The sequence below is a fragment of the Paraburkholderia ginsengiterrae genome, assembly GCF_001645125.1.
Taxonomy (GTDB): Bacteria; Pseudomonadota; Gammaproteobacteria; order Burkholderiales; family Burkholderiaceae; genus Paraburkholderia; species Paraburkholderia ginsengiterrae.
Genome location: NZ_LXKA01000351.1, coordinates 17,181 through 37,704, shown reverse-complemented (window position 1 = coordinate 37,704; position 20,524 = coordinate 17,181). Strand labels below are relative to the sequence as shown.

Below are 20,524 nucleotides of genomic sequence, written 5' to 3'. Positions count from 1 at the left end.
GCAGGGGGCGGCGGGGCGAGAAACGATATAGGGAGGGGGCAGTGGTAGGCCAATGATGGCGGGCCGTGTGCCCGCACCGAGGGCGACGCGGGGGACGCCAGCGGGGGGGCGTCGCGGGCGGGGTGGTCGAGTCCGGTCGACAGCGAGTGCGACGACATCACCGACCTCACCGGCCAGGGCGACAGCGCGGCGTGGCGCGAACTGCGCGCGCAAGCTCGCGCGGACACCGCGCCGCTGAAGGACAAACTCGAACGCGCGCTGAGCGCCGACGAACGCACCCGCTGGCGTCGCGAGCAGGAGCGCGGCGAGATCGACCGCACCGCGCTCGCCAGGCTCGCGACCTCGCCCGGCTACCGCACGCCGTTTCGCACGCAGCGGGCCACCAAAGGGCGGGACGTGGCCGTGACGCTGCTGATCGACCGCAGCGGCTCCATGGCCGGGCGCAAGATCGAACTCGCGCGCCTGTGTGCGACCGCGTTGTGCGACGCGCTCACGCAATTGTCTTTCGATTGCGAAGTGCTCGGCTACTGCTCGGTCGAATCCGCGCCGATGCGGCAGCTTTATGAACGGCAACTCGCCGCCGGCGCGGATTTGCGGCGCTACAACCGCTTCGTCGAACGGCTCGATCTGAAAGTCTACAAACGCTTTGGCACGGCGGATCTCAGCGGCATCGCCGCGATCGATTGCGGCCATGAGAATCCGGACGGCGAAGCGCTGGCGTGGGCCGCCACGCGGCTCGCCGAGCATCGCGCCGAACGGCGCATCCTGATGGTGTTTTCCGACGGCTATCCGTCCACTGGCGATGGCGACCCGCAGGTGTTGCGCCACGATCTGCGCGAGCGGGTCGCCGCCATCGGCAAGCGCGGCATCGAACTGGTGGGCATCGGCGTGCTGACCGACGCGGTGGAGGACTTTTATCCGCACAACGTCGTGGTCAGCCGCCTCGCCGAATTGCCGTCAACGGTGTTTTCCGTGTTGAGTTCGATGCTGCTGACGCGCTAGCCGCCGCGCATCGCGCTCACGCCGCTTCGGGCGCGAATGGAAACTGCTCGATCTCGCCGCCACGTGCCACCACCACCGTGCTTTCGGGAATCTCTTCCCACCAGCCCGGCAGGTCCGCAAGCGGCTCGGACAGCACGAGAAACGCGTCTTCGCCGACCGCTGCAATGCGCGGATCGTCCGGATACAACTCATGCAGATGATGAAACGAGGTGCTGTGAAAGAGCGAGCGCGACTGGCCTTCGCTCGAATAGCGCACCGCGACGATCTGCTCGCCGTCGGTCGCACACACCGTCATGTTCAACGGCTGCTCCACGTCGTGAAGACGGCCCGTTTCCTCGACAAAAGCGACCATTCTTTTCAGCGCGGTGACGGGCGCCAGCTCCAGACCAAAAGTCAGCGCGAGGAAAAACAGCACTTCGGAATCGGTCGACCCTTCAATGGATGAAAACAGGTCCGGCTCGATCGCCATCATCAGATCTCGGCGCAAGGCGGGAAAGTTGCGTATCAGGCCGTTATGCATGAACAGCCACCGGCCGTAGCGGAATGGATGGCAGTTGGTTTCCTGGGAGGGCGTGCCCGTGGCCGCGCGGATATGCGCGACAAACAGCGGCGAACGGATCGCCCGCGCGGCTTCGCGCAGATTGCGGTCGCTCCAGGCCGGCTGGATGCAGCGGTAGCGAAACGGAATGTCGGTCGGGTGGCCGTACCAGCCAATGCCAAAACCATCGCCGTTGGTGGTGGTCTGGCCCAGCCGTGAATGCAGGCTCTGGTCGATCAGGGAGTGTTTGGCGTTGAACAGCACCGTTTCGAGGTGAAGCGGGTTACCTGTATAAGCAAGCCAGCGGCACATGAGATGCGCTCCTGTCGGGTCAGTGTGACCGCCCCGGCGCGTTGTGCCGCCCGGTGCGGACCTATTTGGCTACCGGCTGCATGGTGGCGATCGGGATCAGGAATTCGGAGAAGCCGGTCAGCATGATCTGCACGCCAATGCACAGCAGCAAGAAGGAAGATACACGCATGGCGACCTTGGTGCCTTCCACGCCGAGGTAACGGGCAAAGATGACCGCCCGGCTGTAGATCAGATAGACCGTGATGGCCACCGTGATTGAAATGACCACGGAGGCAACGCTCGACAGCACAAACTCCGAGAGCTTATGCGTGCGGTTCGCCGTCAGCGCAATGGCGGTGGCGATCGAGCCTGGCCCGGTGGTCAGCGGAATGGTCAGTGGAAAGAATGCCTTGGACATGGCATTGTCCGCATCGAAGCGCTTGACCGCCGGCTGTTCAGCCGGTTGCGTGTCGGGCGCGTTGAGCATCTGCCAGCCGCCCACCGCCACGGCGAGCCCGCCGCCAATGCGCAGCGCCTGCATGGAGATGCCAAAGAAATGCAGAATCGGCGTGCCGATGAAAAACGCCACCAGCAGCACGCACACCACGTTGATGGCGATTTTGCGGGCGAGCGCGGTGCGCTCCTCCGTGGTCAACGAGGCAGTCCGGTCAAGGAAGACGAAAGCAATGCCGATCGGGTTGATGATGCTGATCAGCCCGGTAAATCCAAACAGAATGTCCGAGATCAGACTTTCGACCATATGCGATCCGTGTCGAACGGCGGCCCGGGTACGCGACGATTCGCGCAACTCGAACGCCGCGTCATGTTGATGAAACTGGATTCGCTCAGACGATCCAGAAGATGCTCGCGCTGCCTGGGCAGAATCATATCGCGGCGCGCCAGGCAATACGGTAAAAAAGCCAGACGACTGCGGGCACCCATCGGCGCGCCACGATAAACGTGCCGCCTTGCAGCGCAGCAACCGGCAAGAAAAGGATGCGTCCGCAACTTTCAGAAAGCCTACATTTTATTGACTGACTTTACGTGACCAAAGCATCAGGCATAAAGTCATCAGCGAAGCTGCACTTTCAACGAGACGTACTTACCGCTTCGAGGAGTTGCCCCCATGTTGCTTCGTGTACTCGCCGCGCTGCCGTTCATCGGCATTCTGTTCGGTGTCCCGTTTGTGAACCGTGTCGAGCCGCTGATGCTCGGCATGCCGTTCGTGCTGGCCTGGATCGTCATGTGGGTCGTGCTCAGCGCGATCATCATGGGCATCATCTACCGCCTCGATCCGTCCAACCGTCAGCTCGCCGCCGACGGCGAGGAGGCACGCCCATGAGCGCACTCATCATCATTACGGCGATCACGCTGTTCGCGCTGCGCCTCGGCGTGCGCGCGCGGCGCGGTCACGACATGAGTCTCGAACAATGGACGGTGGGCGGCCGCAGCTTCGGCACGGCCTTCGTGTTCCTGCTGATGGCGGGTGAAATCTACACGACCTTCACCTTCCTCGGCGGCAGCGGCTTTGCTTACGGCAAGGGCGCGCCGGTCTACTACATTCTTGCGTACGGCACGCTCGCCTACATCCTCTCGTACTGGATGCTGCCGCCGATCTGGCGCTACGCCAAGAATCAGCACCTCGTTTCGCAACCGCACTTCTTCTCGCGCAAATACGACAGTCCGGCACTCGGCACGCTCGTCGCGCTGGTCGGCGTGGCCGCGCTGATTCCCTACCTCGTGCTGCAGCTGAAGGGGCTGGGCATCATCGTCGCGACGGCCTCATATGGCGTGATTTCATCCACCGCGGCCATCTGGATCGGCGCCATTGTCGTGACGTCGTACGTGACCATCTCCGGCGTGCGCGGCTCCGCATGGAATTCGGTCGTGAAGGACACGCTGATTCTGGCGATCGTGCTGTTCCTCGGCATCTACCTGCCGTTGCACTACTACGGCGGCCTCGGCAACATGTTCCGCGCAGTCGACGCCGCCCGCCCCGGCTTCCTGACCTTCCCGGCCAAGGGCTCGAGCGTGATCTGGTTCCAGTCGACAGTGCTGCTGACCGCGCTCGGCTTCTTCATGTGGCCGCACACGTTCGGTTCGATTTACACGGCCAAGGACGCGCGCATTTTCCGCCGCAATGCGATGGTGCTGCCGCTCTACCAGTTGATTCTGCTGTTCGTGTTCTTCGTGGGCTTCGCGGCGACGCTGAAGGTGCCGGGTCTGAAAGGCGGCGACATCGACCTGTCACTGTTCCGTCTGTCGTTGCAGACCTTCGATCCGTGGTTCGTCGGCGTAATCGGCGCGGCCGGCATTCTGACCGCGCTGGTACCGGGCTCGATGATCCTCACTTCCGCCTCGACGCTGCTCGCCAACGACGTGTATCGCGGCATGGTGAACCGCAACGCGTCGGACGCCACCGTGGCGAAACTCGCCCGCTTTCTGGTGCCGGTGGTCGCGCTGGTGGCGGTCGGTTTCACGCTGCATGGCGGCGAGACCATCGTCGCGCTGCTGCTGATGGGTTACAGCTTTGTGACCCAGCTGTTTCCCGCAGTGATCTGCAGTTTGCGTCCGCATAATCGCGCGACGCGCCAGGGGGCGTTCTGCGGGATTCTGGCCGGTGTGGCGGTGGTGACGGTCACGACCACCATGCACCTTAGCGTCGGTCAGTTGATGCCGTTCCTGCCCGATGCGCTCAAGGACGTGAATATCGGCTTCCTCGCGCTGGCGGTGAATATCATTGTGTTCGCGGTGGTTAGCGCGGTGACGCAGCCGCGGCCGGCCGAGCAGACGCAGGCATCGGTTCACTAAGGCGCTGCATGACGTAATAGGCGCATCTGGACGTTCCGCGCAGCGGTAAATGAAGGGGCTGTCGCTTCGGCGACCGCCCCTTTTCTTTTATGCCCGGGCGCGTTCGCTGCGCGGGGAACGACGGTAGACTAGGCGCCGGATCGAACCCTGACAATCAAGCGACACGCGGAGCGCATCAATGTCTTACGTTCTCTACTATTCCCCCGGCGCGGCAAGCATGGCCGTGCACTGGATGCTGATCGAAATGGGCGTCGCCTTCGAGGCGCGGCTCGTCGATATCGATGCGGGTCAGCAGCACGACCCGGCGTACCGGCAGCTCAATCCATCGGGCCGGGTTCCTACGCTGGTGGTCGACGGCACGCCGCGCCACGAGTCGGCCGCGTTGCTGATGCTGCTGGCCGAGCGGCATGCCGACGCCGGTCTCGCGCCGCAGCCGGGAACGCCCGAGCGCGCCGCGTGGTTCGAAATGATGGTCTATCTCGCCAACACGGTTTTGCCGGCCATGCGCGACTGGTTTTATGCGGACGTCGACGGCGATGCCGAAGGCGCGCAAGCCGTTCGCGCGCTCGCCCGCCGCCGCCTTGAAGAAGCCTGGGACCGGCTCGACGCCCATCTCGGCGCCACCCATGAGTATCTGATCGGCGGCAAGCTCAGCACGGCGGATTTCCTCGCCGTCATGTTGATGCGCTGGACCCGCAACATGCCGCGCCCCGCGCTCGGCTGGCCGAATCTTGCGCGTTATATCCGCAGCCTGCGTGCAATGCCTTCGTTCATCGAATTGAACGTGCGGGAAGGACTGACCGAATGGCGCAACGAGAACGAGTGAAACACGCGCGTCAATTCGGACGCTTGCCGATCACCACGATGCCGCGTGAAAGTCCGCTCACGCTATCCACCGCCAGCGCGGCCGCGTATAGCTGCGTAACCGGCACCCACACTGCCGGGTATTTGTAGCGCGCTACGTCCAGCAGCAACGCGCTGTCGCTGGCCGCGTCGTAAGCGGCCAGCGGCGACCAATGCCCGCCGCCCGTCTCGCCGATCTCCACGCGCCTGAAATTCAACAGCACGAAGCGGTCGTTATGCTGCGTGGTCGTGCGGACCAGATCGCGGAACTGGTCGAGCGACAGGTCCGCTCCATGATATTTCCTGACCTCGACCGGAAAGGTGCTCAACGCCGCGCTGAGCTGATCGAGCGTCATGCCCTCTTTCGATACCTGCGCCGCGTTGGCGACCTGCGGATCGATCCCGTGAAAAAAGTCTTCCTGCGAAAAAAACGGGAAGTCCGCATACTGGCTCGACTCCGGCCGGCGAATGCCTAATGCGTTGAGCGCCATGACCGAGCTCGCGACCGAACAATAGGCTTCGTTGCGCTGCGTTTCGAAGTACTGCGACAGCGGCCAGTACGACTGGCTGGCGGCGGACGCCGTCAATCGTTTCTGACCGGCCGGCTGGGCCAGCGCCACGAGGTTGGGTGGAACCGGAAGCGGGCCGTCGGCCGGGCGGACGGCGGCCGGCGCACTGGCCTGATTCGCGGGTTGAACGGCGGCTTGATTGACCGCAGGCGGCACCGGCGCGCAGGCGGCCAGCGCGGTGGCGAGAACGACGCCAACCCATTCCTCGGCCCGGCACAAGCGCCCGACGGCGCGCGTCAACGAATATCTGAACATGGATCTTTCCGCTGCGAGTGGAATCGGAATGACGGCCACGATGCCGGCGCAGGCATTGGCGCACACCGGCAAGCCTCGATCTTGTATCACGAAACCCGCTTCAGCGTGCGCGTGGAGATCCATGTCCGCCGGGTTGTGACCCGGCATCATCAATCAGCGGCTGCATCGGGCGCGGACGTTGAGCGTGGAGCAGCAATCACCCGGACTCTGCCGCTCGATCGGGGCGGGCCACGAACGCGTAACCGTTCTTGCCGCCGCGCTTCACGCGGTACATCGCTTCGTCCGCCGCGGCGACGAGGCGCTGGTAATCGTCCACGAGATCAGGAAAGCTGGCGATGCCGACGCTCGCGCGAACCAGTCCGATCCCCATCTGCCTGTCGGTCTCGACCACGCAGGCGATAAGCCGCCGGGCAATCACGGCCAGTTCCATATCCGTTGAAAATTCGCGAATCAGCACCGCGAACTCGTCGCCGCCGATCCGCGCGACGACATCGACCTTGCGCACCGAATCACGAAACCGCCGCGACACCGCGATCAGGAATTCGTCGCCGACGCGATGCCCGAGCGAATCGTTGACCTGCTTGAAGCCGTCCAGGTCCACATAGAGCACGGCCATCTTGCCGGGCGACGAGCTGGCTTGCATCTGCGCGCCCACCTCTTCGAGGGTGGCGAAAAGCTTGCGCCGGTTCGGCAGCGTGGTCATCGCGTCGTGCAACGACGCATATTCGAATTCATGCGACTCGCCCGCCAACTGAAGATTGCGCTTTGCGTACAGGCCCAGCGCGGTGAGCAGCAAACTGAACAGCAGCGCGGCCAGTGCGATCAGCATGTTCGCGACGTGGGTCACGCGCACCCGCACGTCGGCGCCGTCCGCATCGCGCTGCGCACGCCAATACGCCGCGACCGAGGCGAGCAATGCGTCGGTCTCCGCCAACTCGGCGTCGGGCCGCAACGCCGGCACCGGCAGGCGCGGCGCGGCGGAAGGACTGCCGTTGACGAGCGCCGCAAGCGCGGTCAGGCGATTGGCGAGCTCCTCGCGCGCGCGCCGTTCGCCTTCCAGCTGGACGTGGCTGTCACCGGGCCGGTATTCCCAGACACCCGCCGCCACGCGGGCACTTTCCGCGTGCGCGGCCGATTCGAGCACGAGCCCGGCATATTCCTGTTTCAACTGGTCGGAGAAAATCGCTCTGATCTCGAAAGCGAGATAGAACAGGCCGATCAGCAGGCACAGCAGCGACGCACCGGCGAGGACCGCTGGTGTGGGCCAGAAGCGGACCCTGGATGCGCGCCGCGAACCCGCCGGCGCCGCATCGGGCCGCTCAGGGATGCGAGTAGTTGTCTTGCCGGCTTGGGTTTGGGTTGCCATGCTGCCGATAACTCACACGCCGCAGAAACTGTCCGACGCGGGCGAACAGAGACGAGTCTTTATGCCGCGCGTTCGCGCGGTGTTCCTGAGGCGTGGCACGCCCCTCCTTGCCCGGCCGAACCGACGCCACTTGTTGCGCCGGCGGATTGCCGCTGCTCGCGGCCGGTCGGGCGCTCGCGCTGGACGACGCGGATGCGGCGGGCGCAGCGTTCGCCGTCACGACAACTTGGGCCGGCTGCGCCGAACGCCCCACGACCTGGCCCGAATAGGACGCGAGCGGCCCACCCGGTTCCGGATCCATCACCGGCACCTGAGTTACCGACGGCGTTGCACCCGGCGTTGTGCCCGATGTTATGCCACGCACCGCCGGCGGCTGGGACTTCGCTAGCACGGTCGTCGCCGCAGCAGGAGCCACCGCCGCACTGGCGGGATAAGCCACAGCGACCTTCCCGGCCGTCGCCGATGCGCTGGTTCCGAGCGCTTGCCGCGCACCGACTATCGCTGCGGCATACGCCTGCTGATCGTGGTTGAACCACACGCCGTACGCCACCGTGCCCATGACGCCAATCGCCAGGGCGCTCATCGCGGCCACGCACAGGGCGAGGCGTCCGAACCGGGGCGGCGGCCCGGCGGCCGGGGCGACGCCATCCGTCGCGCTGCCGCCGGCCATCGCATCGCGTGCTGAATTTGGCAAACCGGTATCGTCGAACATCGTCATACTCTCCGGAATCCCCGCCTCTGACCGGTGGCCAGACCTTATTTCAAACGAGTTTGCCGGCCGGTGCAAAGCCATGCGACGTATCCAGCCCGCTCGTCGCACGGTCACAACACCGTCATGCTGCGCTTTAAACGTGTGTTTGGCGAGTCCGGCCGGCGTGGTTTTGCCTGGCGTTTTGCATGGAAGACACAGGTAAAACGTGCCAAGCCGCGTGTAGCCGCGCACCACGCCGTGAAGCCTCGCCGCGCGCTGACGTACACTGCACGGGCCTCGCGCGGCAAGCATGCCGCGCTCAACCGTCGGTGACGCAACAACCACGCCTGCCCGAATCCAGATCGAACATTGGCAGCCACGAACCGCTTACGCGGTTGCGCCACACGCCGGCATGCCCGCCCCTGCGTCCGTGTCCGAAGTACCGCTCACTGCACCGTAATGGTCTCCTTCATGTTTGGATGGATGCCGCAAAACACCTTGTAGACACCCGGCTTGTCGAATTTGAACTGGAATGTGTCGTCCTGGTCGAGCGCCGATGAGCGGAACAGGCCCGCGTCGTTGACGACCGTATGCGGTTCGCCGTCGAGATTCTTCCAGGTAACTGTTGAGCCGGCTTTGACCGTGAGTTCCATCGGCGTGAACATGAAGTTCTTGATGACGACGGCGTTCGGGGTCTGCGCGCTGGCCGGTGTCACGCCTGCCAGCGTCGCGGCGAGTACCGCGCTTGCGGCCACGGCCAGCAGCACGCGGCGGCTATTTTTTATCTGCATGACTGATCTCCTGCGATTAAAAAGGGCTGAATCTCAAACCAGCGTCATATCGTCGAGCGTCGCCTTCAGCGGATGGCGCGCGATCTTGATGCTCGTGACGCCGAGCATTTTGGGGAGCTGGTCGCTTGCCACCTTCAGCGGTCCGGGGCCGGGGCCGTCGCCCGCGGTCGGCTGTGGATAGGCGGTCGAGCGCGCGGTATGGAACGTAATGTTCCCTTCCACTTTCGATACGATCTGATGAATGTGGCCGTTGAGCACCGTCACCGAACCGAAGCGCTGCAGATAGCTCATCGCCTGTCCGGCATCGCCGGTGCCCCAGCCCCACGGCTCGTAGATCGTCCACATCGGCATATGCGCGAACACGACGATCGGCGTGCTCGACGAGCGGCCTTTCAGGTCGTTTTCGAGCCACGCGAGTTGGTCGTCGCCGAGCCCGCCCAGACCGTTCGGCTTGAAATGCATGACGTTGACAAGGGCGACGAAGTGCACGCCCTGATGATCGAAGCTGTAATAGCCCTTGTTGTCCGACGCCTTGCCGAAGCGGCTGAAGTATTCGGTGCCGGGGCCGTCCGTCACGTCGTGCTCGCCTGGCACGGTGTGCAGCTCGGTGATGTTCAGGCCGGACATCAACTGGGCCGCGAGATCGAATTCTGCGGGCTTGGACAGATGCGTGATGTCGCCGGTGTGGATGGTCAGCGCCGGCTTGACGGGCATCGCGTTGACGTAGTCGATCGTCTGCTTCAGCGTGCCCGCCACGTCCGGATTGGCTTCCTTGTTGAAGCCGATGTGCGAGTCGCTGATCTGCAGGAAGAGCGGCACGCCCGCCTTGCCTGCGGCTGAAGTCGGGTCGGCGGCAAGTGCCAGTTCCACCGGCGTCAGAATGCCGCCCGCGAGCGTGAAAACGGTGCCGACGCCACCGAATGCGAGACACTTCAGCGCGCGCCGCCGCGACGCGTCGAATGATTGATCTGACGACATGTTGACCTCACGATGACGATTCGCAGGCGGGCCGTGGACCATCCAGCGGCCCTTGCGAGTCGGTTCGTGAGGCATGACCGGGGAAGCGGCGGCTTTATTCCCGATCGGATTAACTTTTTTGTTCCGGCGGGAGGCGGCTCCCTAGCGGATGAAGTGTCCGCAGACTGGCAGGCTGCTCAGGCGAGTGACAAACGACGGCTGTCCGCCACCCGCGGCGGCGAACTGATCGGCCGCCATGGCCGACCCCGCGGCCGCGCCAATCGCGATCACCGCGATCGCGATCCGGCGCAGCCACCCCGCGCGCCCGGCAAGCGACCCGGACACGCTGCGCCAGCTGGCCAGCAGGGTCATCGTGAGGGCAACGATTGCGCAGCACATGATCGCTCCTTCAGGTGCCTTCGGGCGTGCTCAGGAACGCGTTCAGGAACGCGTTCAGGCGTTCACCGCGACCTGGTCCTGGCGCGCGGGGAACGGATTGCGCCAGGCGTCGAACGCGTTCAACTGATCGTGCCAGCGCTGCACCTCCGGAAACTCCTCCAGCGGCATTGCCGCGCTCTTCGCGTACGGCAGGGCGACGCCGACCGCAAAGTCCGCAACCGACAGATCGTCGCCGAGCAGCCACTTGCGGCCCTTCAGATGCTGGTTGAGCACGCCGGCATGCTTGCGGAAAAACCCTTGCGCTTCGGCGACCTTGGCCGGATCCGGCCCGCCGAGTCCGACCCACGGCTTGACCAGATGTTCGAAATAAAGCGCGCCGCCGTACCGGTAGAAATGCTGGTTATTCCAGCTGAACCAGCGGAAAACTTCGATCTGCTGCTGTGCCGTGCGCGGCCAGAGGGCGGATTCCGCACGCTGAGCCAGATAGCAGATGATCGCGTCTGCTTCCCAGATGCTCTTGTCGCCATCCACGAGCGTCGGCACTTTGCCGTTCGGATTGAGCGCCAGATAGGCCGGCGTGCTCTGTTCGCCTTTGCGCAGATCGACGAACACGTAGTCGATTGGCATATCTAAATACTCTGCGACTGCGCAGGTTTTTCTGGGGGCAAGCGTCTCAGCATAATAGAGTTTCATAGTCGACCTCGGTGGAGTTGAGTCGGTGATGCTCAGGGGTGCTCAGTGATGCTCAGTGGTGTTCTGCGACCCGCATGGGTCTCATGTCTGCGCGCTTTCAAGCTCGGCAAGCAGTGCCTCGAGCTTCTCGAAGGAGCCGGTCCAGCCGACCCGATGACCGTCGCGCGCGGCCTCGTCGAAGAACTGCGAATGCGTGAAAGTCAGCTCGGTGCCCTCTTCGATCGGCCGAAACCTGATGCTCACGAGAGATTGCCGCTCCGGCAACGTGACCCACTGCCAGGTAAAGACCAGCTTGCGGTCCAGTTCCACTTCCTGATACTCGCCGCTGCAATCGTGCGTTTCGCCGTCGAGCGTCTGGAACACCACGCGAAAACGGCCACCCACACGCGGGTCGGCTTCGGTGCTCAACACCGGCCCGCCGTCGGGGCCCCACCAGCGCGCCATCAGTTCGGGCCGCGTCCACGCCGCGTAGACTCGGGCGGGCGGCGCCTTGATGCGCCGCACGATGGTCAGGCTGGGCTTTTCGTTGTTCATTCCTCATTCCCCTCCACAAAATCGGCGAGCCGGTCGAGGCTCGCGGACCAGAAGCGCTCGTAGCGTCTCAACCACGCCATCGCCTCCTCCATCGGGCCGGCCACCAGCTCGACCGAGACGGTTCGGCCCGTCTTCGTGCGCGACACCAGCCCCGCGTCGCTCAGCACGTCGAGGTGCTTCATGACGGCGGGCAGCTTGAGCGGCAACGGACGCGCGATTTCCATGACCGACAGGCCGGGCTCGCGCTCGAGACGCGCGAGGATGGCCCGCCGGGTGGGATCCACCAGCGCGGAAAACGTACGATCGAGTTGACTGACTGGAGACTTTGCCATATGGTGAACTATAGGCGCTGATGATCGGGAGTCAAGGCCGATGTGGGCAAGTACGTGAACTCGTAGGCTGCTCCGGCCTGCCCACCGCGGGCGCACCGCCGCTATCATTTCAACGAGCTTGCGACGGTCATCAATCGAGAGGACAACACCGTATGGACATGCTTCAAGGCATGGCAGTGTTCAAGCGCGTCGTGGATGCGTCGAGTTTCTCGAAGGCCGCCGACTCGCTGGAGATGCCGCGCGCCTCGGTGTCGACACTCGTGCAGAATCTGGAGACGCATCTGGGCGTGCGCCTGCTCCATCGCACGACGCGCCGCGTCCAGGTCACCGACGACGGAGCGCTCTACTACGAGTACTGCGCGCGCATTCTTGCCGACGTCGCCGACGCCGAGTCCGCGTTATCGAGCAAGCGTCAGAACCCGCGCGGCACGATTCGCGTGGATACCTCCGCCACGTTCGCCGCGAACGTGCTGATTCCCATGATGCGCGAGTTCAACACCCGCTATCCCGACATCACGGTGAGACTGGGGCTGGGCGACCGTAACGTCGATCTGGTGCAGGAAGGCGTGGATTGCGTGATCCGTATCGGCGTGCTCGACGATTCGAATCTGGTGGCAAGATCGCTCGGCAGTGTGCGCACAATCATTTGTGCCGCGCCGGCTTACCTCGACGAGATGGGCGAGCCCGCCACACCCGACGAACTCGACCGGCATCGCATAGTGAATTATTTTTCGGCGCGCACGGGGAAGATCTATCCGCTCGAGTTGAGCCTGAACGGTGTTCCAACCCGAAAGGCATTCGCCGGCAGCCTCGCCGTCAATGAAGGCCAGGCGTATGTCGCGGCTGCGGTGGAAGGACTGGGCATCATCCAGGTGCCGCGCTTCATGGCGGCAAAGGCGATCGAAACGGGCGCACTGCGTGAAATTCTGCGCGGCTGCGTGTGTCCGGCCATGCCGCTTTCCATCCTTTATCCGCATCGCCGGTTGAGCATGTGCGTGAGGGTGTTCAGCGAATGGGTGCATGAGCTGGTGCAAGGCGATCCGGATTTCAGCGGGTAGTGCGGAAGTACGGATCGTCAGCATCGCGCGCATGAAACTTTGGCCGCGACGCCCGCCAATGGCGGCGCCGCGGCCTCTCACAACCTCAACGAACCCTCTGCTGCTTGCCGGGGTTCGCGCGGCTCATCACGCCCCGCCCACCGTCTTCACACTCTTCCATTGGCCCTGCTGAACCTGGAACAACGTGTACGGCGGCTTGATCAGATCGCCATAAGGGTCGAACGTGATATTGCCGGTGACCCCGGTCACCGTCACCTTCGCGAGGCTGTCGACGATCTTCGCGCGGTCGAGCGAGTCGGCGGCGTGAATCGCCTTGATCATGGCGAGCGCGGCGTCGTAGGCAAACGGCGCGTACAGTTCGACATCCTGATTGAAACGCGCCTTGTAGCGCTTGCCGAACGCCTGCGCGGCAGGCAGCTTGTCGAGCGCAGGACCCGGCTCGAGATCCTGCGTGCCGTCACCCGCCGCCCCGGCAATCTGCAGGAACGCATTGCTCTTGAGCGCGCCCGCGCCGAACAGCTGCGCGGTCATACCCAGCGAGCGCATCTGTTTGACCAGCATCGCGCCCTGTTCATCCAGCCCGCCGAAGAAAATCAGATCGACGTTCTTGCTCTTGAGCGAGGTCAGGATGGCGCGGAAGTCGATCGCCTTGTCGTTGGTGAATTCACGATCGACAATGTTGCCGTTCGCTTCCTTGGCGCCCTTTTCAAAGGCATCCGCGAGCCCCTGGCCAAATGCGGTCCGGTCGTCGATGATGCCAATGCGCTTGGCCTTCATCTGCTCCACCACGAAATGCCCCGCCACGACGCCGCCAACGCCGTCATGCCCCATGGTGCGGAACACGTTCTTGAACCCTTGCTTGGTCAATTGCGGGTTGGTCGAACCCGGCGTGATCATCGCCACATTCGCCTGATGATAGACCGACGAGGCCGGAATGCTGCAACCCGAGTTGTAATGGCCGATCACGCCCACCACACCGTCGTCGACCAGCTTCTGCGCGACCTGGATCGCCACGCGCGGGTCGCCCTGATCGTCCTGCACGTCGAGCACGAACTTGACCGGCTTGCCGCCGACGGTCGGATTCTTCGCGTTCTCTTCATCGAGCGCCAATTGCGCGCCGTACTGCAAGTCCTTGCCGACCCGCGCAACCGGCCCCGTCAACGGACCGACGAAACCGATCTTGACGACTTCGGGGTCGGCTGCCCACGAAGACGGGATATACGTGGCGAGTGCGCAGACGGTGGCACTCAACAGCCAATAGCGGCGATTCATGATGCGCTCCTTGTGGGATGTGACGTCGCGCTTGTTCGATAGTCAGCCGATCCGATGCGCGACGCGTCGAAACCGTTCTGCACTGCTTGCGGTAAGGCCTGAAAAATTTCCTGCATACGAAACCTCGGTGCCAGTCGGCAATCAGAAACGCGTGGCCGCGTACGGTGCGAGATCGAGCGGCGGCGCACGCCGCGCGACCAGATCGGCGACGATGCGCCCGCTCACCCCCGCCAGCGTCAGCCCGAGATGCTGATGGCCGAACGCGTAGATCACACGCTCGCTCGCGCGCGAGCAGGCGAGCACGGGCACGCCGTCGGGCAGCGTCGGACGGAATCCGAGCCAGTTGCTATCCGGCTTATCCAGTGCGGGCAGCGCCCGCTTCGATGAAAACGTCAGCAGATCGATCAGCGAACGGTTGCGCGTGTCGCCGAAACCGGCGAGTTCGACGGTGCCCGCCACGCGCAAGCCGTCGCTCATCGGCGTCATGTAGAAACCGCGCTCGGCCCAGCCGACCGGCCGGGAAACGAGGTGCTGCGCGCCGGGAAAGCGCACGTGATAACCGCGCTCCGTATCGAGCGGCACGCGATCGCCGCACTGTGCGGCGAACTGCGCCGAACGCGCGCCGGTCGCCACCACGACGTAATCGAAACGGCGCGCCACGCCGCCTATCGTCAGGCTCGCGCTGTCGGCCGCGGGCTGCACCGCGTCGACCGTGGTGCGTTCCAGCGAGAGACCCTGGGCGGCGAGTTGCAGATAGAGCGTCTGCAGAAAGGCCTGTGGATCGGAAAAATGCCAGCTATTGCTGAACAGCACACCGCGCTCGAAGATCGGCGCCAGCGACGGTTCGAGCGCCCGGATGGCGGCGCCGTCGAGCACCTCGAACGCCACCCCCAGCTTGCGGCGCAGGTCGAGCGCGGGGCGCGCGGCATCGAAGGAAGCCGCGCTCGAGTACAGGTACAGACATTCGCGCGGCCGGACGTAGCGCGCCAGTTCCGCATCGGCGAGAAGCGGCGCATAACCCTCGTGCGCGCAATCGAGCAAGGCGGCGAGCGCGCCGGCGCTGGCTTCGTAGCGGCGCGGCAGCGAGCTCATCATGAAGCGCGCGAGCCACGGCGCAAGATGCGGCAGATAACCCCAGCGCAGACGGAACGGACTCTGGCTCGAGAGCAGAAAGCGCGGCAGATCGCGGAACACGGACGGGTTGTTGACCGGAATGCACGCATAGTGCGCGAAGGTGCCGGCATTGCCGAACGACGCGCCCTGCCCGACGCCGGCCGGATCGAACAGCGTGACCCGATGGCCGTCGCGCATCAGCGCCGCAGCGCTCGCGAGGCCGATGAATCCCGCTCCGATAATGGCGACGTCCGGCATCACTCGCGTCCTTCAAATGCTTCCCGGCCCATGCGCGAGAGGTAGCCCGTCGCGGTGCCGTCGCGCTGCGGGCGCTTCGCTACCAGCATATACGCCGCCGACGCCACCGCGAGACTCGCCGCGCTCGCCATCAACTGCGGGCGCAAGGCCGGATCGCTGCCCATCGCGACGAGCACACCCACGATCGCCACCACCACTGCGTACGAGAGCCATGGGAACAGCCACATTTTCAGCGTCAGCCGCTGCGGCTCGGTCGCCTCGATGCGGCGCCGGATACGGATTTGCGCGAGCGCCGTGGCGAGATAAACGAACAGCATCACCGCGCCCGACGCGTTCACGAGGAACAGGAACACCCCTTGCGGCGACACGATGGCCGCGACGATCGCCACATAGCCGACCACACTGCTCAGCAGCACCGCGAGCCGCGGCACTTTGTGCGGCGTCAGCTTCAGCAGCGATTTCGGCGCGTCGCCACGCTCGGCGAGGCGAAACAGAATCCGCGACGACACATACAAACCCGAGTTCAGCGCCGAGAGCACAGCGACCAGCACGATCGCGTTCATGATGTCGGCCGAGCCGGGAATCCGCATGGTTTCGAGCGCGGCCACGAACGGCGAGTGTCCGGTCACAATGCTGCCCCACGGCACGATGCAGGCAATCAGGAACATCGAGCCCACGTAGAACGTGATGACGCGCAGAATCACCGAACGCGTCATGGCTGCCACGCTTTTGGCGGGATCATCCGACTCGGCTGCCGCGATGGTGGCGATTTCCGCACCGCCTACCGCAAAAATGACCGTCGGCACCGCCGCGAAAATCGACATGGCGCCGAACGGCATGAAGCCGCGATGGCTGATCAGATTCGTCACCGCGCTGCCGGTATGGTCGAAGCCGAACACGTAGGCTGCGCCGATCGCGATAAACACGATGATCGCCGCGACCTTGATCGACGCGAACCAGAACTCGAATTCGCCATACGATTTCACCGAGAGCAGATTGATCAAGGTCATCACCGAGAGCAGGACGAGACCGATCATCCACACCGGCGCGGGTATCCAGCGTTGCAGGATGGCCGCGCCCGCTACCGCCTCGACCGCGACGACGATCACCCAGAAGTACCAGTAAAGCCAGCCGCTCGTGAAACCCGCCCAGTTGCCGAGGCCAATGCGCGCGTATTCGGTGAAGGAGCCGACGCCCGGTACCGCCAGCGCCATTTCGCCGAGCATGCGCATGACCATCAGCACGACGATGCCGGCCACCAGATACGACACGCAGGCGGCAGGGCCGACGGTGGCAAGCGTGGCGCTGCTGCCGACAAACAGGCCAGCGCCGATGATGCCGCCGAGCGCGATCATCGTGACGTGCCGCTGGCGCAGCGCGGCGCCGAGTTTCGGCGTGGCGTCGGGGGTGGAGGACGGGGAAAGACTCATCTAGTTACTCCTGCAGACAGATTGCGGGACACAATCCGGCGACGTTTCCTGATGCGCGCCACCAGACAAACCATGAGAGCTAGAATCACACAATATTTTTTTGTGTGCAATTAAAACGCGCATTGTGTGGCCCTGGCATTTTCCCTGGATGGTCCCGTCGCCGCGCTCTTTGCCGCAGCGCAGCGAGGAATAGCGTGGCACCGCACTCAAAAGGTTGCAGCCGGGTCGGTCTGGTATAGAATCGGCAAAACTCCGCACAATTGCGGACAAAGCCAGTTTTGTATGGAGACACCTGATCTTATGGCTTCTGACAAAGACGCCGCCCGCACGGCCAATGGCGCGCCGGAGACCGCGCGACGCTCCACGTATCTCGAGGTCTCCAGTTCGATCGAGAGCGAGATTCGCAGCGGCGTCTATCCGCCCGGCAGCCGGCTGCCGCCACAGCGGCAACTGGCTACCGAACTCGGCATCAACGTGTCGACGGTGTCGCGCGCGTACAGGGAATTGCAACTGCGCGGCCTGGTGATCGGCAGCACGCGGCGCGGCTCGCTCGTCACCGGCGGCGCGATGCCGAGCGTCGAGCCGGCCCCGGCCACCAGCAACGCGGCCATCGACCTGACGGTCAACCGCCCGGCCACGGGCGAGTTTCTGGACTGTCTCGCCCGCACGCTGGCCGATTTGCCGCGCGATCCGCGCTATCCGCAAGTGCAGGAGTACCAGCCGCCGCAGGGACCGGCGTGGGCGCGCGCCGCCGGCGCACGCTGGATGGCCGCTCCCGGCTTCACGCCGTCGGCCGAGCATGTGGTGGTGACGAGCGGCGCGCAGCATGGCCTGTACGCCGTGCTGAACTGCCTGATCGGCACCGACGGCGTGATCCTCGCCGACCAGCTCACCTACTACGGCCTCAAGGCGCTCGCCCCGGTGTTCCAGTTCGAGATCGTTGGCATTCCTAGCGATCGTGACGGCCTGCTGACCGACGAAGTGGAACGTGCCTGTCAGCGCATGCCGGTGAAGGCGATTTTCACGGTGCCGAATCTGCAGAACCCGACTGTGACGACCATGAGTCTCGAACGCCGCATGGCGCTCGTCGATATCGCGCGCCGGCATGGCGTGGCGATCATCGAAGACGACGTGTACGGGCCGCTCGTGTCGCAGCGCCTGCCGACCATCGCGAGCCTGTGTCCGGAACTCACGTTCCACCTCGCGGCCACCTCGAAGATTCTCGCGCCCGGGCTGCGGCTCGGCTATCTGCTGAGTCCGCCGGACAGCGCCGCGTTATGCGCGGAAGCGGTGCGCACCACCGCCTGGATGCCCGCGCCGATGTCCATGCTGATCGCGTCCATCTGGATCGAGGACGGCACCGCGCGTCACATCATGGAGGCACAGCTCGCCGAGATTCGCGCGCGCCAGGACCTTGCGCGCGAACTGCTGCCGCAGGAGCTGCTGCAGACCGATCCCGCGTGCATGTTCGTGTGGCTGAAATTGCCGCCGCCGTGGCGCGCCGACGATTTCGCGGCTAATGCGAAAGCGCGTGGCGTGGTGGTGATGCCGTCCTCCGCGTTCGCCGTGGACCGCTCCGAGATCGAGCACGGCGTGCGCATCAACCTCGCCTGCGCGACAAGCCGCGATCAGCTCGTGACCGCGCTGCGCCTGTTGACTGGCACGCTCAAGGACCGTCCTCGCGCACTGTTCGGCACGATCTGAGGACTGTTGCGTAGTTAGCGACGAGGCCCAGACTTTGCTGCACAACTTCTTCAGTCCGCCATTTCGCTCTCTCCGTTCTCGCGCATACCATACGTGACGAGCAAACGGTATAGCGTGGTGCGCGAAATTCCCAGTTCGCGCGCGGCGTCGCCGAGTCGGCCGCGATGGCGCAGCAAGGCAAGTTCGATCGCCTGCCGCTCGGCCGTTTCGCGCGCTTGCGCGAGCGTCACGGGCGCGCCGGTGGAATACGCCGATAGTTCGAGGTCCTCAGCGGAGATGGTGCGCCCTTCCGACATGACGATGGCGCGCCGCACGCGGTTGATCAGCTCACGCACATTGCCGGGCCACTCGTATAGACGCATGGCCGTGATCGCACCCGCAGAAAAGCCATGCAGGCGGCGGCTCGCGTCCTTGCGGTGCTGGTCCAGCGTATACAGCGCGAGCAGTTCGATATCGTTGCCGCGCGCGCGCAACGGCGGCTCATCGATCCTCAGCACGCACAGACGATGGTACAGGTCCGCGCGAAAACGCCCTTCTTCGACTGCCGCGTCCATGTCCACGTGGGTGGCGGAGATGACGCGCACGTCGACATCGATCGAGCCGTTGCCGCCCAGCCTGTCGATCGTGCTCTCCTGCAGGAAGCGCAGCAGGCTCGACTGGCTTTCGAACGGCAGATCGCCGATCTCGTCCAGAAACAGCGTGCCGCCATTGGCCGCCTCCACGCGTCCTACCCGGCGTTCTTTCGCACCGGTGAAGGCGCCGCGTTCATAGCCGAACAACTCGGACTGCAGCAGTTGCGCGGGAATCGCGCCGCAATTGATGGCGACGAACGGCGCGTGACGGCGCGCCGAGCGCGCGTGAATCGCCGCCGCCGTGAGTTCCTTGCCCGTGCCCGATTCGCCGGCAATAAAAACGGGGGCGTCGTTCGTCGCGACTTTGCGGATCAGGCGGAATAACCCGAGCATGGCCTCGCACGAGCCGATCATCTCGCCTTCCGCCGTAGATGTGTCGACGAAGGCGGGCTCGCCGAGCGAGATCATGCCGCAGGCGTGGCCCACGGTGTCGACGATGCGCGCATTGGCGGCAGGCAGCGTGACATAGTCGAAACAGTAGTCGCGCACCAGCCGGCGCGCATGTGCATCGTCGAGATGGGCGGCGCCTGTCATGGCGACCCAGCCGATGTTCGGCATGGCCAGACAGGATTCCAACGCGGCGGCTTCACGCGGCTCGAACACGCTTGCCAGATCGACGAGACCGGCTGCCAGCGAACCATCATGCGCGATTTGCCGTACATCACGCACCGAACCGATCACGTCGACTTCCCATTCGCGTGCGTGGAAGTCCGCCAGCAGTTCCGGCGCGGGATCGCGGGTGAAATAGATGACGCGCTTCGTATTGGCCTTGGTTCTTTGCATCGTTCTTGTTGTTGATTGACCTGCCGCGGCCGCCCTGAACCGTATTGCAAAGTGGCGCTCGCCGCTGCGTAGTTCCGGTTATCCCATGCGAGCGTTCATCATACGTGCTGGTGTGGCGTTTTCCGCATGAACTGACCAAATTTAATGATTAAAGATAATGGGTGGCGTACGCGTCACCTGCGGGCCGTTCGCGCCCGATCAG

20 protein-coding genes and 1 pseudogene are annotated in these 20,524 nt (G+C 64.3%); 6 read left to right on the top strand and 15 right to left on the bottom strand.

Going from position 1 to position 20,524, the window contains the following annotated elements:
- Nucleotides 1-1,002, top strand: a pseudogene (locus A6V37_RS31710) (cobaltochelatase CobT-related protein); the annotation flags it as partial.
- 16 nt (nt 1,003-1,018) lie between these two features.
- Here A6V37_RS31710 and A6V37_RS31705 read toward each other — a convergent pair.
- Together A6V37_RS31705 and A6V37_RS31700 are read right to left on the bottom strand one after the other, a co-directional pair.
- Complete coding sequence (locus A6V37_RS31705; protein WP_064264840.1) at nt 1,019-1,852, bottom strand: class II glutamine amidotransferase; 834 nt, start codon at nt 1,850-1,852, stop codon at nt 1,019-1,021.
- Nucleotides 1,853-1,913: 61 nt separating this feature from the next.
- Nucleotides 1,914-2,591 carry a MarC family protein gene (locus A6V37_RS31700; protein ID WP_064264839.1) on the bottom strand — a complete coding sequence of 226 codons (678 nt, stop codon included), beginning with the start codon at nt 2,589-2,591 and terminating at the stop codon, nt 1,914-1,916.
- A 366-nt stretch (nt 2,592-2,957) separates the two neighbouring features.
- Between A6V37_RS31700 and A6V37_RS31695 the strand changes: the two genes are divergently transcribed.
- From A6V37_RS31695 to A6V37_RS31685, 3 genes are all read left to right on the top strand, one after another.
- On the top strand, nt 2,958-3,173 hold the full coding sequence (locus tag A6V37_RS31695; RefSeq protein ID WP_064286710.1) for a DUF3311 domain-containing protein: 216 nt from the start codon (nt 2,958-2,960) through the stop codon (nt 3,171-3,173).
- Nucleotides 3,170-4,642 carry a sodium:solute symporter family protein gene (locus tag A6V37_RS31690; RefSeq protein WP_064286709.1) on the top strand — a complete coding sequence of 491 codons (1,473 nt, stop codon included), beginning with the start codon at nt 3,170-3,172 and terminating at the stop codon, nt 4,640-4,642. Before A6V37_RS31695 ends, A6V37_RS31690 begins: the two co-directional genes overlap by 4 nt.
- Before the next feature lie 178 nt (nt 4,643-4,820).
- A complete protein-coding gene (locus tag A6V37_RS31685) occupies nt 4,821-5,468 on the top strand; it encodes a glutathione S-transferase family protein (protein ID WP_064286708.1) in 648 nt (215 codons plus the stop codon).
- A gap of 10 nt (nt 5,469-5,478) precedes the next feature.
- Here the strand turns inward: A6V37_RS31685 and A6V37_RS31680 are convergent, their stop codons facing one another.
- The 9 genes from A6V37_RS31680 to A6V37_RS31635 all read right to left on the bottom strand — a co-directional run bounded on the left by A6V37_RS31680 (nt 5,479) and on the right by A6V37_RS31635 (nt 12,072).
- Entirely contained in the window at nt 5,479-6,309 is an 831-nt protein-coding gene (locus A6V37_RS31680) for a phytochelatin synthase family protein (RefSeq protein WP_064265032.1), read from the bottom strand.
- A gap of 196 nt (nt 6,310-6,505) precedes the next feature.
- Nucleotides 6,506-7,675, bottom strand: a complete 1,170-nt coding sequence (locus tag A6V37_RS31675; protein WP_082904886.1) for a GGDEF domain-containing protein — start codon at nt 7,673-7,675, stop codon at nt 6,506-6,508.
- On the bottom strand, nt 7,629-8,387 hold the full coding sequence (locus A6V37_RS31670) for a hypothetical protein (protein ID WP_064265030.1): 759 nt from the start codon (nt 8,385-8,387) through the stop codon (nt 7,629-7,631). The genes A6V37_RS31675 and A6V37_RS31670 overlap by 47 nt, the downstream gene beginning before the upstream one ends.
- 425 nt (nt 8,388-8,812) lie before the next feature.
- The gene (locus A6V37_RS31660; RefSeq protein ID WP_064264834.1) at nt 8,813-9,157 is read right to left on the bottom strand and encodes a cupredoxin domain-containing protein; all 345 of its coding nucleotides are present in this window, start codon (nt 9,155-9,157) and stop codon (nt 8,813-8,815) included.
- A 33-nt stretch (nt 9,158-9,190) separates the two neighbouring features.
- Nucleotides 9,191-10,135 (bottom strand): metallophosphoesterase family protein, encoded by a 945-nt coding sequence (locus A6V37_RS31655; RefSeq protein WP_064265029.1) that lies wholly within the window; start codon nt 10,133-10,135, stop codon nt 9,191-9,193.
- Nucleotides 10,136-10,276: 141 nt separating this feature from the next.
- Nucleotides 10,277-10,513, bottom strand: a complete 237-nt coding sequence (locus A6V37_RS31650; RefSeq protein WP_064264833.1) for a hypothetical protein — start codon at nt 10,511-10,513, stop codon at nt 10,277-10,279.
- 54 nt (nt 10,514-10,567) lie between these two features.
- Entirely contained in the window at nt 10,568-11,206 is a 639-nt protein-coding gene (locus A6V37_RS31645; RefSeq protein ID WP_064264832.1) for a glutathione S-transferase family protein, read from the bottom strand.
- 81 nt (nt 11,207-11,287) lie between these two features.
- Nucleotides 11,288-11,740, bottom strand: coding sequence for an SRPBCC family protein (locus A6V37_RS31640; protein WP_064264831.1), 453 nt, complete (start codon nt 11,738-11,740; stop codon nt 11,288-11,290).
- Complete coding sequence (locus tag A6V37_RS31635) at nt 11,737-12,072, bottom strand: ArsR/SmtB family transcription factor (RefSeq protein ID WP_064264830.1); 336 nt, start codon at nt 12,070-12,072, stop codon at nt 11,737-11,739. The genes A6V37_RS31640 and A6V37_RS31635 overlap by 4 nt, the downstream gene beginning before the upstream one ends.
- Nucleotides 12,073-12,224: 152 nt before the next feature.
- On the opposite strand from A6V37_RS31635, the gene A6V37_RS31630 reads away from it, so the two are divergent.
- Nucleotides 12,225-13,130 (top strand): LysR family transcriptional regulator, encoded by a 906-nt coding sequence (locus A6V37_RS31630; protein WP_064264829.1) that lies wholly within the window; start codon nt 12,225-12,227, stop codon nt 13,128-13,130.
- 126 nt (nt 13,131-13,256) lie between these two features.
- Here A6V37_RS31630 and A6V37_RS31625 read toward each other — a convergent pair whose 3' ends face one another.
- From A6V37_RS31625 to A6V37_RS31615, 3 genes are all read right to left on the bottom strand, one after another.
- Entirely contained in the window at nt 13,257-14,402 is a 1,146-nt protein-coding gene (locus A6V37_RS31625) for a branched-chain amino acid ABC transporter substrate-binding protein (RefSeq protein WP_064286707.1), read from the bottom strand.
- Between the two features lie 141 nt (nt 14,403-14,543).
- On the bottom strand, nt 14,544-15,773 hold the full coding sequence (locus A6V37_RS31620; protein WP_064264827.1) for an NAD(P)/FAD-dependent oxidoreductase: 1,230 nt from the start codon (nt 15,771-15,773) through the stop codon (nt 14,544-14,546).
- Complete coding sequence (locus tag A6V37_RS31615) at nt 15,773-17,203, bottom strand: amino acid permease (RefSeq protein ID WP_064264826.1); 1,431 nt, start codon at nt 17,201-17,203, stop codon at nt 15,773-15,775. Before A6V37_RS31615 ends, A6V37_RS31620 begins: the two co-directional genes overlap by 1 nt.
- Before the next feature lie 300 nt (nt 17,204-17,503).
- On the opposite strand from A6V37_RS31615, the gene A6V37_RS31610 reads away from it, so the two are divergent.
- Nucleotides 17,504-18,907: an aminotransferase-like domain-containing protein gene (locus tag A6V37_RS31610; RefSeq protein WP_064264825.1), complete on the top strand. Its 1,404-nt coding sequence runs from the start codon at nt 17,504-17,506 to the stop codon at nt 18,905-18,907.
- 50 nt (nt 18,908-18,957) lie between these two features.
- On the opposite strand, the gene A6V37_RS31605 is transcribed toward A6V37_RS31610, so the two are convergent.
- Nucleotides 18,958-20,322 carry a sigma-54 dependent transcriptional regulator gene (locus A6V37_RS31605; protein ID WP_064264824.1) on the bottom strand — a complete coding sequence of 455 codons (1,365 nt, stop codon included), beginning with the start codon at nt 20,320-20,322 and terminating at the stop codon, nt 18,958-18,960.
- Nucleotides 20,323-20,524: the final 202 nt, after the last annotated feature.

Bases quoted from the DNA above. Each gene is read 5' to 3' on its own strand.
- A6V37_RS31675 (WP_082904886.1), bottom strand. From the start codon at position 7,675: ATGGCAACCCAAACCCAAGCCGGCAAGACAACTACTCGCATCCCTGAG.
- A6V37_RS31635 (WP_064264830.1), bottom strand. From the start codon at position 12,072: ATGGCAAAGTCTCCAGTCAGTCAACTCGATCGTACGTTTTCCGCGCTG.
- A6V37_RS31695 (WP_064286710.1), top strand. From the start codon at position 2,958: ATGTTGCTTCGTGTACTCGCCGCGCTGCCGTTCATCGGCATTCTGTTC.
- A6V37_RS31655 (WP_064265029.1), bottom strand. From the start codon at position 10,135: ATGTCGTCAGATCAATCATTCGACGCGTCGCGGCGGCGCGCGCTGAAG.
- A6V37_RS31620 (WP_064264827.1), bottom strand. From the start codon at position 15,773: ATGCCGGACGTCGCCATTATCGGAGCGGGATTCATCGGCCTCGCGAGC.
- A6V37_RS31645 (WP_064264832.1), bottom strand. From the start codon at position 11,206: ATGAAACTCTATTATGCTGAGACGCTTGCCCCCAGAAAAACCTGCGCA.
- A6V37_RS31610 (WP_064264825.1), top strand. From the start codon at position 17,504: ATGGCTTCTGACAAAGACGCCGCCCGCACGGCCAATGGCGCGCCGGAG.
- A6V37_RS31670 (WP_064265030.1), bottom strand. From the start codon at position 8,387: ATGTTCGACGATACCGGTTTGCCAAATTCAGCACGCGATGCGATGGCC.
- A6V37_RS31615 (WP_064264826.1), bottom strand. From the start codon at position 17,203: ATGAGTCTTTCCCCGTCCTCCACCCCCGACGCCACGCCGAAACTCGGC.
- A6V37_RS31700 (WP_064264839.1), bottom strand. From the start codon at position 2,591: ATGGTCGAAAGTCTGATCTCGGACATTCTGTTTGGATTTACCGGGCTG.
- A6V37_RS31625 (WP_064286707.1), bottom strand. From the start codon at position 14,402: ATGAATCGCCGCTATTGGCTGTTGAGTGCCACCGTCTGCGCACTCGCC.
- A6V37_RS31680 (WP_064265032.1), bottom strand. From the start codon at position 6,309: ATGTTCAGATATTCGTTGACGCGCGCCGTCGGGCGCTTGTGCCGGGCC.
- A6V37_RS31685 (WP_064286708.1), top strand. From the start codon at position 4,821: ATGTCTTACGTTCTCTACTATTCCCCCGGCGCGGCAAGCATGGCCGTG.
- A6V37_RS31650 (WP_064264833.1), bottom strand. From the start codon at position 10,513: ATGTGCTGCGCAATCGTTGCCCTCACGATGACCCTGCTGGCCAGCTGG.
- A6V37_RS31705 (WP_064264840.1), bottom strand. From the start codon at position 1,852: ATGTGCCGCTGGCTTGCTTATACAGGTAACCCGCTTCACCTCGAAACG.
- A6V37_RS31630 (WP_064264829.1), top strand. From the start codon at position 12,225: ATGGACATGCTTCAAGGCATGGCAGTGTTCAAGCGCGTCGTGGATGCG.
- A6V37_RS31605 (WP_064264824.1), bottom strand. From the start codon at position 20,322: ATGCAAAGAACCAAGGCCAATACGAAGCGCGTCATCTATTTCACCCGC.
- A6V37_RS31690 (WP_064286709.1), top strand. From the start codon at position 3,170: ATGAGCGCACTCATCATCATTACGGCGATCACGCTGTTCGCGCTGCGC.
- A6V37_RS31640 (WP_064264831.1), bottom strand. From the start codon at position 11,740: ATGAACAACGAAAAGCCCAGCCTGACCATCGTGCGGCGCATCAAGGCG.
- A6V37_RS31660 (WP_064264834.1), bottom strand. From the start codon at position 9,157: ATGCAGATAAAAAATAGCCGCCGCGTGCTGCTGGCCGTGGCCGCAAGC.